Source organism: Dactylosporangium sp. NPDC000244 (assembly GCF_040300725.1).
GTDB lineage: Bacteria > Actinomycetota > Actinomycetes > Mycobacteriales > Micromonosporaceae > Dactylosporangium.
Genome location: NZ_JBEPEH010000034.1, coordinates 67,123 through 80,919, shown reverse-complemented (window position 1 = coordinate 80,919; position 13,797 = coordinate 67,123). Strand labels below are relative to the sequence as shown.

Annotated in this window: 13 protein-coding genes; 4 read left to right on the top strand and 9 right to left on the bottom strand. The window is 72.7% G+C overall.

What is annotated here, in order from left to right; translation table 11 throughout:
• Nucleotides 1-13: 13 nt before the first annotated feature.
• The 5 genes from ABT369_RS40155 to ABT369_RS40135 are packed head-to-tail and all read right to left on the bottom strand — an operon-like array spanning nucleotide 14 to nucleotide 4,610.
• Nucleotides 14-1,234 (bottom strand): acyl-CoA reductase, encoded by a 1,221-nt coding sequence (locus tag ABT369_RS40155; protein ID WP_502891878.1) that lies wholly within the window; start codon nucleotides 1,232-1,234, stop codon nucleotides 14-16.
• 11 nt (nucleotides 1,235-1,245) lie between these two features.
• Nucleotides 1,246-2,295, bottom strand: a complete 1,050-nt coding sequence (locus tag ABT369_RS40150; RefSeq protein ID WP_350620564.1) for a LuxE/PaaK family acyltransferase — start codon at nucleotides 2,293-2,295, stop codon at nucleotides 1,246-1,248.
• On the bottom strand, nucleotides 2,292-3,644 hold the full coding sequence (locus tag ABT369_RS40145) for an AMP-binding protein (RefSeq protein WP_350620562.1): 1,353 nt from the start codon (nucleotides 3,642-3,644) through the stop codon (nucleotides 2,292-2,294). The genes ABT369_RS40150 and ABT369_RS40145 overlap by 4 nt, the downstream gene beginning before the upstream one ends.
• Nucleotides 3,641-4,381, bottom strand: a complete 741-nt coding sequence (locus tag ABT369_RS40140) for an SDR family NAD(P)-dependent oxidoreductase (protein WP_350620560.1) — start codon at nucleotides 4,379-4,381, stop codon at nucleotides 3,641-3,643. The genes ABT369_RS40145 and ABT369_RS40140 overlap by 4 nt, the downstream gene beginning before the upstream one ends.
• Complete coding sequence (locus ABT369_RS40135; RefSeq protein ID WP_350620558.1) at nucleotides 4,365-4,610, bottom strand: acyl carrier protein; 246 nt, start codon at nucleotides 4,608-4,610, stop codon at nucleotides 4,365-4,367. The genes ABT369_RS40140 and ABT369_RS40135 overlap by 17 nt, the downstream gene beginning before the upstream one ends.
• Nucleotides 4,611-4,700: 90 nt before the next feature.
• Between ABT369_RS40135 and ABT369_RS40130 the strand changes: the two genes are divergently transcribed.
• Genes ABT369_RS40130 through ABT369_RS40120 form a run of 3 tightly spaced genes read left to right on the top strand, consistent with a single transcriptional unit; the run spans nucleotide 4,701 to nucleotide 7,006 of the window.
• On the top strand, nucleotides 4,701-5,201 hold the full coding sequence (locus tag ABT369_RS40130) for a GNAT family N-acetyltransferase (RefSeq protein ID WP_350620556.1): 501 nt from the start codon (nucleotides 4,701-4,703) through the stop codon (nucleotides 5,199-5,201).
• A 49-nt stretch (nucleotides 5,202-5,250) separates the two neighbouring features.
• Nucleotides 5,251-5,745 (top strand): SigE family RNA polymerase sigma factor, encoded by a 495-nt coding sequence (locus ABT369_RS40125; protein WP_350620554.1) that lies wholly within the window; start codon nucleotides 5,251-5,253, stop codon nucleotides 5,743-5,745.
• 1 nt (nucleotide 5,746) lies between these two features.
• Nucleotides 5,747-7,006, top strand: a complete 1,260-nt coding sequence (locus ABT369_RS40120) for a hypothetical protein (protein WP_350620552.1) — start codon at nucleotides 5,747-5,749, stop codon at nucleotides 7,004-7,006.
• Here ABT369_RS40120 and ABT369_RS40115 read toward each other — a convergent pair.
• Together ABT369_RS40115 and ABT369_RS40110 are read right to left on the bottom strand one after the other, a co-directional pair.
• On the bottom strand, nucleotides 7,003-8,229 hold the full coding sequence (locus tag ABT369_RS40115; RefSeq protein ID WP_350620550.1) for an FAD-binding oxidoreductase: 1,227 nt from the start codon (nucleotides 8,227-8,229) through the stop codon (nucleotides 7,003-7,005). The two genes, ABT369_RS40120 and ABT369_RS40115, sit on opposite strands and share 4 nt — an antisense overlap.
• Before the next feature lie 191 nt (nucleotides 8,230-8,420).
• Nucleotides 8,421-9,227, bottom strand: a complete 807-nt coding sequence (locus tag ABT369_RS40110) for an alpha/beta hydrolase family protein (protein ID WP_350620548.1) — start codon at nucleotides 9,225-9,227, stop codon at nucleotides 8,421-8,423.
• 335 nt (nucleotides 9,228-9,562) lie between these two features.
• Here ABT369_RS40110 and ABT369_RS40105 point away from each other — a divergent pair, with 335 nt between their 5' ends.
• Nucleotides 9,563-11,641, top strand: coding sequence for a S9 family peptidase (locus tag ABT369_RS40105; RefSeq protein ID WP_350620546.1), 2,079 nt, complete (start codon nucleotides 9,563-9,565; stop codon nucleotides 11,639-11,641).
• Between the two features lie 145 nt (nucleotides 11,642-11,786).
• On the opposite strand, the gene ABT369_RS40100 is transcribed toward ABT369_RS40105, so the two are convergent.
• Together ABT369_RS40100 and ABT369_RS40095 are read right to left on the bottom strand one after the other, a co-directional pair.
• Nucleotides 11,787-12,743, bottom strand: coding sequence for a threonine ammonia-lyase (locus tag ABT369_RS40100; RefSeq protein WP_350620544.1), 957 nt, complete (start codon nucleotides 12,741-12,743; stop codon nucleotides 11,787-11,789).
• Between the two features lie 79 nt (nucleotides 12,744-12,822).
• The gene (locus ABT369_RS40095) at nucleotides 12,823-13,794 is read right to left on the bottom strand and encodes a TAXI family TRAP transporter solute-binding subunit (RefSeq protein WP_350620542.1); all 972 of its coding nucleotides are present in this window, start codon (nucleotides 13,792-13,794) and stop codon (nucleotides 12,823-12,825) included.
• Nucleotides 13,795-13,797 lie beyond the last annotated feature (3 nt).

Genomic DNA, 13,797 nt, shown 5'->3' with positions numbered 1-13,797 from the left:
GAAGCTCCAAAAATTAAGCGACCGTGATGATGCGGGTGAACTCGTGCAGCAGGTCGAGGCCGTCCCAGACGCCGGCGAAGGTCAGCGCCTGCCCGAACGGCACGATCCGGTCCAGGCCGCGCCCGGCCACGAGGGTGACGAAGTCGTCGAGGTCGGCGAGCGTGAAGCCGAAGTGCGCGAGAGTCTGGTCCTTGCGCCGGATCGCCGGGGCGAGCTCGGCGAGCGAGCCGACGGTGACGTGGCAGACGGTGCCGGCGCCGAGCCAGCCGCGCTGCAGCTCCTCGAGGCCGGCCAGCTCCACCTCGGCCAGCGCGTTGCCGGCGAACGTGACCCGGGTCGCGGCGCCCTCGGCGGCAAGCCCGTAGGTGGCCACGTACTTCTCCACCGCCATGGCCGGGTCGACCCTCCAGCCGCGCAGCGAGATCTCCTCGGCCAGCAGGCCCGTGAACTCGGCGCGGGCGTGCTCGGCGTCCGCCGGGTCGCCCACCCAGCACAGGTCCCGCGGCGAGGAGCACGCGGCCTGGTCGAACCAGTAGAGGTCGTTGGCGAATCCGGCGACCGCCGCGCGCCGCTGCTGCGCCGGGGCCGAGCGCCAGCCGGCGACCGAGATCGCCGCGAACGAGCTGCGGTCCGGGAAGGCCAGCTCGCGCGCCAGCGGGCGGATCGGGTGGCGGCGCAGCGCGGTCACCGAGGCGTCCCCGCCCCAGAGCACCCGCAGGTCACACGCCGCGCTGAGGGCCGCGGTCAGCGTGTCGTCGCGGTCGTACGTCACCATCCGCTGCGTCCGCGCCACGGCCGGATCGGCCTCGGCGAGCACGTCGTTGAGCGCCTCCAGCACCGCGTCGGCCGCGCCGGCGGAGCGGGAGGAGATGCGCACCACGTTGTGGTTGCCGGCCAGCGCCGAGAGCGCCCAGCTGTACACGAAGATCGTGTCCACGTTCGCCGGCGGGAAGTGCAGCACGAGGCCGCGGGGGGCCCGGCGCTGACCGGCCACGCCGTCGCCGAGGCGGGCCACCGCCCGCGCCAGCTCGCCCTTGCGCAGGAAGAAGCCGAGCGAGCCCAGCTCCGGGTGGCGTCGCGCCAAGTCGGGGCGCAGCAGGCGGCGGGAGAACGCGACCAGGAAGTCGCGGATGCGCTCGTCGCCGACGACCAGGCGCCCGCCCGGCGGCTCGGCGTTGACCTCGGCCAGGAGGGTGTCCAGGCCGACGCCGGCCGAAAAATGCGGAAATTTCACAATGAACTGGCTCAAACGACTGCCCCCACGAACGTGTCGCTGCAGCCCCGCGCCTCGGCCCGCGGCAGGCGGCCCAGGATCGAGAACCGCTTCCCGGGCCAGGCCCCGTCGTCGACGCCGTGCACCACGCCGAGGTCCTCGGTGAGCAGGACGTGGCCGGGGTACGACTCCGGCAGCGTCGACAGCACCTCGACCAGCCCCGGGCGGCCGGGCGGCAGCGGCTCCCAGGTGTCGGGATCGCGGATCACGACGTCGGCGAAGTCGGGGCAGTACAGCGAGTCCCCGTCGGGCCCCTCGAGGTAGACGACCCCGATCTGCTCCACCATCCCGTAGAAGTTGTGGATGCGCGTCAGGCCCGTGTCGGTGCGGAAGGCGCGGCGGAACTCGGCGTTGCCCACCCGGCGGTCGGCGAGCTTCTTCCAGCCGCCCGAGTGCACGAGGATCCCGTTGGCCAGGTCCAGCCGGTGGTCGCGGGCGAGCTCGTAGAGGTACTGCCACACCATGAAGGTGAAGCCGAACACCAGGAACGGCTTGTCCCCGTGCGCGGCCAGGAAGCCGCGGACCGCCTCGGCGTCGGGGCGCCCGGCCTCGTCCAGGGCCCAGACGTGGTCCCGGCCGAACGTGGCCATGCCCAGCACGCCCGCGCCCCGGGCGCTGAACGAGCGCCGGTCCTTGATCACCGACTTGGTGTCGACCACGAGCATCGGCAGCCGGCGCGGGCCCAGCACGGTCTGCAGGGTCTCGCCGAGCATCCGGGTCTGCGCGGCCGCGGCCGCCTTGTCGAGGTAGATCCGGCTCACGTCGCCGGTGGTCCCGCTGGAGGTGAGGACCTTGAACACCTCGTCGTCGGGGATGCTCTTGAGCGCGTGGGTCTTGAACAGCCGCACCGGCAGCCAGGGCAGCTCGGCGGTGTCGCGGTAGACGCGGCCGGTGGGGTGCCCGGTCGCGGCGAGGATGTTGGCGTACGCCGAGCCCCGCACCCGGTGCCGCTCGGTCAGCTCGATGAGCCGTGGCAGCAGCCGCGCCTCCTTCTCGAGCTCCGGCAGCGTGAAGACGGTCATCGCAGACCCTCCAGCGCGCGGTAGTCGACCTTGCCGTTGCTCAGCAGCGGCAGCGCCTCGATCGCGCGCACCTCGAAGCCGGTCCAGTGCAGCTTGAGCCGGTCGGCCAGGGTCCGGCGCAGGTGCGGCGGCTCCCCGTCGGTGACGAAGACGATCAGCTTGTCGTCGCCGGAGACGGCCGCGGCCGGCACGGGCAGCATCCGCTCGACGTCGTCGAGGTTGAGCCGCACCCCGAAGACCTTGCCGAAGCGCTTGCGGCGCCCGTCGATCCAGAGGTACCCGTCCGCGTCGAGCCGCCCCAGGTCGCCGGTCACGAGCAGGCCGCCGTGGTCGTCGCCGCGCGCGAGGTCGGCCGCGGTCTCGGCGTAGCCGAGCATCACGTTGGGGCCGCGGTAGAGCACCTCGCCGCGCACGTCCGGCGCGGTGGTCTCGGTGCCGTCCTCGAGCCGGATGCTCAGCCGCCCGCCGGGGACCGCGGGGCCGACCGAGCCGAGCTTCTCGCCGAGCCGGCCGGCCGGGAGCGTGGTGAGGCGCGGGGCGGCCTCCGTCTGGCCGTACATGACGAACAGCCGCCCGCCGACCGACGTCATCCGCTCGTGGAAGTCGCGCGCCAGCTCCGGACGCAGCCGGCCGCCGGCCTGGGTGAGCGTGCGCAGCGCCGGGTGCCGGGCGGGGTCGAAGCGCAGGCGGACCAGCATCTCGTACTGCGACGGCACCAACGCCAGCGAGGTCACCCCGAGGCTGTCGATGGCGGGCCAGAACCCGCGGCCGAGCAGCCCCTCGGGCTCGACGACCAGCGTGGCCCCGGCGGCCAGGTGGGTGTTGAGCACGGACATGCCGTAGCTGTAGTAGAACGGCAGCGCGCTGATCGCGACCTCGGCCCCGGTGATCCCGAGCGCCTCGATGATCGAGTCGGCGTTGGCCAGGACCGCGCGGCGGGACAGCCGCACCAGCTTCGGGTCGCCCGTGGAGCCGGACGTGGCCAGCAGCACCGCGAGGTCCGGGTGGGGCGCGGTCTCCGGCGGCGTCTCGCGCACCCAGCCGTCGGCGACGGCCTGGTACGACTTCGGCAGCTCCTCGGGAACGGGCCCGAGGACGGCGGCGGGCTCGAAGCGGTCGACGAACTCCAGCAGGGTCTCGTCCGGCAGCCCGGGGTCGAGCAGGGCGACGGGGCGCCCGGTCTCGAACGCGGTCACGTACCGGACCACGGCCTCCACCGTGGTCGGCATGCGCAGGAGCACCACGCCGGGCGGGACGCCGTCGAAGAGCCCCGGCCGCACCAGGTCCCGCACCACGTCCCCGGTCGCCGCGTCGATGATCCGCGCGTTCGGATGCCGCAGGGTCGTCATACGACCACCCCTCCGTCGACGCCGATGACCTGGCCGGTGACGAACCGGGCCTTCGGCGAGAGCAGGAACGCGACCACGTCGGCGACCTCCTCGGGCCGGCCCAGGCGGCGCAGCGGGGTCGCCGCGATCCGCTCGGCCCGCCCGGCCTCGTCCAGCGAGGCGAGCATGTCGGTCTCGACGAACCCGGGCGCGACCGCGTTGACCCGGATGCCCGCGGGCCCGAGCTCCTTGGCTGCGGCCCGTGCGAGCCCGGCGACGGCGGCCTTCGAGGCGCCGTAGATCGCCTGGCCCGCGGCGCCGGACGTGCCCATGACGGAGGCGAGGAGCACGACGGCGGGAGTCGTACCGCGCCGCAGCAGCTTCACCGCCGCCTGCAACGTGTGCGCGGCGCCGGCCGCGTTCACGGCGAAGAGCCGGTCGACGGCCTCGGCGCCCATCATCCCGAGCAGCCCGGCCTCGTGCGCGCCCGCGTTGACGACCAGCGCGTCGAGGCGGCGGTGGCGCTCGAAGACGGCGCGGACCATGTCGGCGACGTCCTCGGGGCGGCTCACGTCGCCGTGCACGAGCAGGTGCTCGCCCGGGATCGCCTCGGCCGCGGCCTTGGCCGAGCCCTCCTCGCGCCCGTGCAGCACGAGCTGGTAGCCCTCGGCGGCCAGGGCCGCGGCGATCGCCCGGCCGATCCCGCGGGACGAGCCGGTGACCAGGGCGACCCGCGTGTGCTCAGCCGGCGAGCGCAACGTCGTGCTTCCCCAGGATCTCGACGGCCTTGTCGAAGGAGCTCAGGTCGATGACCTCGTCGGTGTCGATCATGACGTCGAAGGCGTCCTCGATCTCGGCGATCAGCGTCAGGTGCGCCAGCGAGTCCCACTGCTCGATGCCGCGGTACTCCAGCCGGTCGACGTCGAGGTCCTCCGGCAGGCCCAGCGCCGTGCGGAACGCGGCGCGGAGACGGTCGAGGTTGCTCATCGGCGGTCCTTCGGGGTCGGCGCATCCCTGAGGGTGGTGCGCGAGTTGTACGGATCGTCATGCGGTTCAACGACCCAGGAGGTCCCGAAGGTGCTGCGCGAGGCCCGCGAGTCCGACGTGGAGACGATCCGGAGCTGGCGAAACCACCCGAAGACCAGGGGTGCGAGCATCTACACGGCGTTCATCACGCCCGAGGGGCACGCCCAGTGGTGGGGCAACGTGTGCTCGGACCCGGCCCGGCGGGTGCTGATCTTCTCCTATCGGGGGCGGGACTGCGGCGTCGTGACCTTCAACGATCACGATCCGGCCGGCCGTACCGCCGAATGGGGCTTCTTCCTCGACGTCGACGGCCTCGAGGCGCGCGCCGAGCTGCTGCCGGCCTGGATGGAGTTGGAGAAGGCGGCGGTCGCCTACGCGTTCGGGGAGATGGACCTGCGCGCGTTCGGCGGCCGGACGCTCGCGTGGAACAAGCCGGTCATCGCGCTGCACAAGCGCTTCGGCTTCGTGGAGGTGCCGTCGCGGCGGTACACCACCGAGATCGACGGCACCGAGCAGCTGGTCGTGTGGACGGAAAAGTCGCGTACAACCTGAGCCTTCGCCGCACCCGTCTCAGGGAAGACGATTTCCTGGGAGGTAGGGGATGGACGACTACGTCGAGTACGTCACGGCCCGGCTGCCGGCCCTGCACCGCCTCGCCTACGTGCTCAGCGGCGACGCGCATCGGGCCGATGACCTGGTGCAGCAGACCATCACCACGCTCTACGTGAAGTGGGCGAAGGTGCGGCGGGCGGAGCATCTGGATCGGTACGTCCGCAGCATGCTCGTCAACACGTTCATCGACGAGCGCCGACTGGCGTGGTCGCGGGTGCGGCTGTTCGCGGCGCCCCCCGAACGCATCTCGCCCGAGGACGACCGGGACGAGCGGACGGCCGTGCGTCAGGCCCTCGCCCGCGTGCCCCGCCGCCAGCAGGCGGTGCTGGTGCTGCGGTTCTTCTACGACCTGCCCGTCGCCGAGGTGGCCGAGATCCTCGGGGTGGCCGAGGGCACGGTCAAGAGCCAGACCGCCCACGGACTGGCGGCCCTGCGCCGGCTGCTCGGCGAGCAGACCGTCGCCGTCCTGACCGAGGAGCGCTGAGATGGCGGACCTGAACGAGCACAACGCCCGCGACCTGTTCCGGGCCGGCCTGTCCGCCGAGGCGCCCCGGCCGCCCCGCGTCGACGTCGCCGCCGCCGTGCGCGACGGCCGCCGCCGGCGCTCGGCCCGCCGCGCCGCGCTCGTGAGCGGGATCGCCGTCGCCGTCGCGGTGGTGGTCGCGGTGCCGGCCGCGCTGGCCCTGACCCGCGACGAGTCCGCGCCCCCCGGCCAGGATCCGCCGGCGCCCGCGACCGGCGTCTCCCGGGGTCCGCAGCCGAAGCGGTCGGTCGCGGCGCCACCGCCCTACGCGGAGCCGCCCACCAGCTGCAACGTCCACGAGCTGCCGTCCCCGTCGTCGGGCGGCGAGCCGACGCTGGTGACCGCCGGCTCGCCCGACGGCAAGGTGCACTTCGGCCGACTGCTCCTGCCCGGCAACGAGATGCGGGTCGTGCGCTGGCGGGCCGGCCAGCCGGCCACCGTGGCCGTCCAGGGCAGCCAGCCCAAGGTCAACGCGGTCAACAACGACGGCGACGCGGTCGGCAGCTCCATCATCGGGGACAAGTTGGCCGCCTGGCTGCTGCGCGACGACGACGAGGTCGTGCTGCTTCCCGGGGGCGACAACGCCATTGCCAACGCGATCAACGGCGACGGCGTGGTGGCCGGCACCCGGGGCGGCCGGCCGGTCGTGTGGCGCAACACCGCCACGGCGCCCGTGGAGCTGCCGCTGCCGGCGGGCGCGCGCAGCGGCCAGGGGCGGACCATGGACGACTTCGGCAACGTGCTCGGCTCGATCGTCGTCGGCCAGCAGGAGTGGCCCTACGTGTGGGCCTCGGACGGCACCGGCAGGCAGCTGCCGCTCCCGGCGGGCACGTCGACCTCACCGAGCGGCGACGGGCGGCCCGGCCCGAGCTCGGTCGTCTACTACGCCCGGGCGGGCTGGGCGACCGGGCTCGTGGGGATGCCCTCCGCGGCCGCGAAGCCGGTGCTCTGGAACCTCATGACGAACACGGTGGAGGTCCTGGCCGGCGTCGATCCCCCCGCGGGCCCGGTCAACGGCATGGGCTTCGTGATCGGGGGAACCGCCGACGGACGGGCCGTGCTGCTGGCCGGCGACCAGCGCATCGTCCTGCCGGCGATCCTCGGCCCGAGCAAGGAGAGGCCGAACTCGGCCGCCGCCCTCAGCGACGACGGCCGGACGATCGCCGGCCAGGCCTGGAAGACCGACAACGACTCGCAGGCCGTGGTCTGGAACTGCCACTAGGACAGATCGGGGATGCGGCCCGGCGCCAGCCGGTCCTCGGGGTCGAGGGCCAGCTTGAGCCGGGCCGCCGTGCCCGGCAACGGCTCGGGGCCGTAGCTCTCCACCAGCTCGCGGAGGTCGAGCGGGGCCCGCAGCAGGGTGCAGCCGCCGCCCCCACGGGCCAGCAGCACGGTGCGGGCGGCGGTCAGCATGCCGTCCAGCCGCTCCGGGGTGACGGTGTCGGGCAGCGCCACGTGCGCGACGCCCAGGCCCACCGACCCGCGCACGGGCACCGGGACGCCGGCCGCGTCCCGCAGCGCGTACACGACGGCGAAGAGCTCGCTCGAGCGCCCCCAGATCTTGAGGCCGACGTCCTCGGCCGCGAACGGGTAGCGGCCCCACCACGCGGGCGGGAGCGGCTCGACGCTCGCCCCGCCGCCGAGGAGCTTCGCGGCCGACTCGGCCCGGTGCGCGACGAACGCCTCGTCGCCCTCGAAGAGCGCGGCGAGCTCGGCCGGGCGGACCCCGGCGCCGCCGGGCAGGTCGGCCTCGATCGCGGCCGGCTCCAGCGGCGAGGCGACCAGGGCCTCGGTGAGCTGCTGGACCTCCCGGGGAGTCGACACCGGGCGCACGACCCAGGCGCGGGCGGCCGGGATCGGCTCCAGCCGCACGGTCGCCTCGGTGATCACGCCCAGGGTGCCGTAGGAGCCGCAGACGTACGGCGTCAGATCCCGCCCGTCGACCGAGCGCTCGAGGCTGCCCTCGTCGAGCGCGACCCGCACGCCGGACACAAGGTCGCGCGGGGCGCCGAAGCGGTGCCGCAGCGGCCCGGCCTCGTTGGTGGCCAGCACCCCGCCGAGGGTCGCGCCCGGGGAGCCGACGTCGAGCGGCAGGCGACGCCCCTCCTTGAGCAGGATCGCGCGCAGCGCCCGCAACGGCGTCCCGGCCGCGACGGTCGCGGCGGTCCGGTCGGGCGCGAGGTCCAGCACGCCGGTCAGGCGCCCGACGTCGAGCAGCACGTCGGCGTGGCTCGGCGGGGCGCCCCAGTCGAGCTTCGATCCCGCGCCGGACGCGACGACGGACAGGCCCTCGGTCGCCGTGAAGCGCAGCACGGCCGCCACCCCGGCGGCGTCCCCGGGCTCGGCCACCCAGCCGACCGGCACGCCGTCGATGGTGTCGCCCGGCCCTGCCTCCCACGCGTGGTCCGGCCCACAGGCCTCGGCCAACGCCTCGATCACCGTCACCGCAAACTCCCGCTTCCCTGGTGTCACCCGCCGTGGACGTGGGGAAGATCGGTCGCTGGGATTCGCGGTAGCCCGGAGAAGAACATGATCCAGGCATTCCCAATGACACGCTCGACTACATCCGGACGCCGATGGGATGCACATGGTGCACCAACCGACACCGAACATATGTTCGAAAGCGTATGGGGTCGCTACGACAGCCGCAAGACCTGCTTGAGGAAGGCCGCCCGATCGGTGGCGGCCGCGGCGAACCCGGCCAGGTCATGACCGGTGTCGTAGTCCTTGCGCTGCTTGGCGCCGGCGACCGCGGCGGCGAGCTCGGCCCGCTCAGCCTCGGGCACGACGGTGTCCTGGGTGCCGAACTGCAGCAGGACGGAGCGCTTGCCCCCGGCGGCGACGTAGGGGCCGGCGTCGAAGCGGGCCAGGGAGTCGAGGTAGGCGTGCCAGTCGGCCGGCACCTTCTGCTTCACCATCCAGCGGGAGAAGCGGCCGGTGCCGCTGGCGAGCACGGCGCCGTTGATGCGGGACTCGAGGCCGAGCAGCACCGCACCGAGGGCGGCGCCCGAGTGGTGCCCGGCGTAGCCGACCCGCGAGCCGTCGCAGTCGCTGCGCCGGATCAGCAGGTCGAAGGCGCGGCGCTGGGCGACCACGGCGGCGGCGACCATCTTCGCGTCGGCGGCCGGGTCGCCGGTCGGCTTGATCGGCAGGCTGGTGATCATGACCAGCGCCTTCATCTTGGCGATGGCGGTGGCCTCGGCCAGGAGCTTGTCCCGGTCCCCGTCGGGGCCGGTGCCGAAGACGATGGCGGGCATCCGCAGGGTGTCGCCGGGGATGTCGGCGCTCACGACGTACGCGGGGATCTCGTCGTTGCCGCGCGTGTCGGAGTACGTGATGTCCTCGAGGACCACTCCGTCGCCGGAGCGCCTGTCGGTGAGCTGCGCGTTGAGCGTCGAGCCCTTGTCATAGTTGTAGAGCTTCTTGAGCTCCGCGATCGCCACCGCGGGTGGGACGTACCCCGAGGGATCGAACGTCGACGCGGCCTGGGACGCGGCGCTCGGCGAGGCGGAACCGCCTGCCGTGGACCCGCTCCCCGTCCCCGGTGTCGACGACGAACCCTCGGAGCACGCTTGGACCAGCATTGCTGCCAGTCCGGTCACCCCGATGTGCAACACCCCACGACGCCGCACCGTCATCCCTCCGTGGTCTCGCCCGAACTACGAGACCTTGACGGTACCGGCGTCGCTCTCTCTTGATGGACAGACCGCCCAACGACGCGCTTGGTTGCATATCCGCGCGCGGGTTCTGCCGGGGCCAGGGGGTAACGTTTGGCCGTGTGACGACGACCGAGCAGCCGCCCGCCGCGAAGCGGGTCCCGCACGAGCGGGTCCACCACGGCGACACCGTGGTCGACGAGTATTTCTGGCTCCAGAACCGCGACGACCCCGACACGGTCGCCTACCTGGAGGCCGAGAACGCGTTCACCACCGCGGCGACGGCCCATCTCGAGCCGCTGCGCGAGACGCTGTTCAACGAGATCAAGTCGCGCACCAAGGAGACCGACCTCTCGGTGCCGACCCGCAAGGGCGGGTACTGGTACTACACCCGCACCGAGGAGGGCAAGCAGTACGGCATCCACTGCCGGGTGCCCGCGGCGGAGGGTCGCGACGCGCCGCCCGAGATCGGCGACGGCACCCCGCTGCCCGGCGAGGAGGTGCTCCTCGACGGCAACGCGCTCGCGGGCGACTCCGAATACTTCGCCCTCGGCACCTTCGACCTGAGCGTGGACGGGCAGCTGCTGGCGTACAGCACCGACTTCTCCGGCGACGAGCGCTTCACGCTGCGGGTGAAGGACCTGCGCACGGGCGAGGACCGGCCGGACGTCATCGAGAACGCGTTCTACGGCTCGGCGTGGTCCGCCGACGGCTCGACGCTGTTCTACCTGACCGTCGACGAGGCCTGGCGCCCCAACCGCGTGTGGCGCCACGCGATGGGCACGACCGGCGAGGACGCGATCGTCTTCGAGGAGCCCGACGAGCGCTTCTGGGTCGGCATCGAGCTCACGCGCTCGGAGCGGTTCCTGCTCATCGACATCAACAGCAAGGTCACCAGCGAGGTGCTGGTGATCCCGGCCGACGCGCCTCTGACCCCGCCGCGCTCGATCGCGCCCCGGCGGCAGGGCGTGGAGTACTCGGTCGAGCACCACGGCCACCGCTTCCTGATCCTGCACAACGACGGCGCCGAGGACTTCGCGCTCGCCTACACCTCGGTGGACAACCCGGGCGACTGGACCACGCTCATCGAGCACGAGCCCGGCACCCGGCTGCTGCAGGTCGACGCGTTCTCCGGGCACCTGGTGGTCTCGCTGCGCCGCGACGGGCTCACCGGCATCCGGGTGGTGCCGCTGCGGGGGGCCGCGCACTACGACATCGCCTTCCCCGAGCCGCTGTACTCGGTCGGCCCGGAGGCGAACCTGGAGTACGACACCACCTCGTTCCGCCTGCACTACGTGTCGATGGTGACCCCGGACTCGGTGTTCGACTGCAACCTCGACAGCGGCGAGCTGACCCTGCGCAAGCAGAAGCCGGTGCTCGGCGACTTCGACGCGTCCCGCTACGAGCAGCACCGCGAGTGGGCGATCGCCGGCGACGGCACCCGGGTGCCGATCTCCATCGTGGCCCGCAAGGGCACCCTGCGGGACGGCTCGGCGCCGGCGGTGATCTACGGCTACGGCTCCTACGAGTCCTCGATGGACCCGTGGTTCTCGATCCCCCGCCTGTCGCTGCTCGACCGCGGGGTCGTCTTCGCCGTCGCGCACATCCGCGGCGGCGGGGAGATGGGCCGGCGCTGGTACGACGAGGGCAAGATGCTGGCCAAGATGAACACGTTCACGGACTTCATCGCCTGCGCCGAGCACCTGGTCAAGGCCGGCTGGACGGCGCCGGACCGGCTCATCGCCCGCGGCGGCTCGGCCGGCGGCCTGCTCATGGGCGCGGTGGCCAACCTGGCGCCGGGGGCCTTCGGCGGAGTCGTGGCGCAGGTGCCGTTCGTCGACGCGCTCAACACGATCCTGGACCCGTCGCTGCCGCTCACCGTCACGGAGTGGGAGGAGTGGGGCAATCCGCTGCAGGATCCGGAGGTGTACGCGTACATGAAGTCGTACACCCCCTACGAGAATCTCGCGGCGGTGCCGTACCCGGCGATCCTGGCGGTCACCAGCCTCAACGACACCCGGGTGCTCTTCCACGAGCCGGCCAAGTGGGTGGCCCGGCTGCGGGTGACGTCCCCGTCGACCCACGTGCTGCTCAAGACCGAGATGGGCGCGGGGCACGGCGGGCCGAGCGGACGCTATGACGCGTGGCGCGAGGAGGCCTTCGTCGTGGCCTGGCTGCTCGATCGGGTCGGGCTGGCCTAGCGGCTGAGCGGGTTGTCCACAGGCTGTGGACAACAACCTGTGGACAACCCGCCACCAACCTGTGGAAAACTCGGCGGAACGAGTGTCCGAGCGCGGCGTGACTGTGCGGATCCCCACAGGCATTACCCACAGCCTGTGGACAACCTTAAGCGAAGAGCTTCGCGGCCAGCTCGGGCGCGATGTTGCCGCCGCTGATCACCGCGACCGTCCGGCCCGCCGGCAGCTCGTCGCGCCGGTGCAGCACCGCGGCCGTCGCCACCGCGCCGCTGGGCTCGACGATCAGCCGGGCCTTGCGCGCGAGCGTGCGGACGGTGTCGAGGATCTCCTCCTCGCTGACGGTCACGATCGCGTCGAGGTAGGTCGACAGGTGGGCCAGCGTCAGCTCGGACAGCGGCGTGCGCAGCCCGTCGGCGACGGTGGCGAGCATCCGCTCGACCGGCCAGACCCGGACCATGCCCGCGGCCAGGCTCTCGGCGGCGTCGGCCGCGATCGCGGGCTCCACGCCGATGACTGCCACGTGCGGGGCGAGCGACTTGACCGCGGTCGCGACCCCGGAGGAGAGTCCCCCGCCGCCGACCGGCACCACGACGACGTCGACGTTCGAGAGGTCCTCGAAGATCTCCAGCCCGATGGTGCCCTGGCCGGCGATGATGTCGGGGTGGTCGTACGGCGGGATGAGCGTCAGCCCCCGCTCCTCGACCAGCCGCTTGGCCTCGATCTCGCGCTGCGACTGCGGGACCAGGATGACCTCGGCGCCGTAGCCGCGGGTCGCCTCGATCTTCAGCGGGGTCGAGACGTCGGGCATGACGACCGTGACCGGCACCCCGAGCGCGCGGCCCGCGTAGGCGAGGGCCTGCCCGTGGTTGCCGGAGGAGTGCGTGACCACGCCGGTGCGCCGGCGCTCGAGGTCCAGACGGTGCAGCGCGTTGGTGGCGCCACGGAGTTTGAACGCGCCGATGGGCTGCAGGCTCTCGGGTTTGAGCCACAGTTCCTCGGCCCAGGGGCTGGGCAGCAGCGGGGTGCGCACCACGAGCCCGGACACCCGCGCGGCCGCGTCGCGAATGTCGTCCAGGTGAACGAGGTTTTGCTGGAGGGCGGTCACGGCGCCAATCCTGACATCACCTGGCCCGGAGCGCCCTCGTCCCTTGTGCCGAATGAGAGATCCATAACGTCGTGCGCACCTACCCGGAGCTGTAGAAGCGCGCGGCGCCCGGATGCAGTGGGATGGGCTCGGTCTGCGGGGCGGCGCCCTTGTCGAAGTTGCCGCCCTCGGGGTGCACCCGGCTCAGCTCCTGCTGGTACTCGAACAGCACCTTGGCGAGGTCGTGCGCGAGCTGCTCGGGCAAGTCCGGCGAGACGACGATGAAGTTGCCCACGACGATCGTGTCGATGTCGGAGACGGTGTTGTACGCCGCCTTGGGGATCTTCGCGCCGCCGTAGACCGCCCCGTACTTCTGCGTCATCGGCTGCAGCAGCTCGCCGAGCGGAATGATCGCGAACGAGTTCGGCTGGGTGTTGAGCAGGTCGGCGATGCCCGGCGTGGGCAGGCCGCCGGTGAAGAACAGCGCGTCGGTGGTGCCCGCCAGCATGCCCTTCGTGGTCTCCGGCAGCGACAGGCGCTGGCGCACCACGTCGGCGTCGGGGTTGAGCCCGCCGGCGGCGAGGATGCGCCCGGCCAGCACGTCCGCGCCCGAGCCCTGCGAGCCGGTCGAGACCCGCTTGCCGCGCAGGTCCGAGAACTTCGTGATGCCCGCGGCCCGGCGCACCACCAGGTGCTCGTAGCTCTTGTAGATCCGGGCCAGGGCCACGACCTTCTGCGGCTTGCCGTCGAAGGCGCCCTTGCCCGCGTAGGCGTCGGCGGCGGTGTCGGCCAGCGTCAGCGCGATGTCCATGTCGCCGCTCGCTACCCGCTGGATGTTCTCGGCGGACGCACCGGTCGCCTCCGCGCGGGCCTCGTAGCCCTTCACGTGCTTGGTGATCAGGTCGGCGTAGCCGCCGCCGAGCGAGTAGAACACACCGGTCGTGTTGCCGGTGGCGATGAACAGGCGCCCGCCGTGCCACAGCCCGGCGCCGGGGCGCTCGGACGTGCTCGAGCAGCCGGCGACGGCGAGGATCGCCGCCGCCAGCACTAACGCCAGATGCCGTCGTTTCAAGGA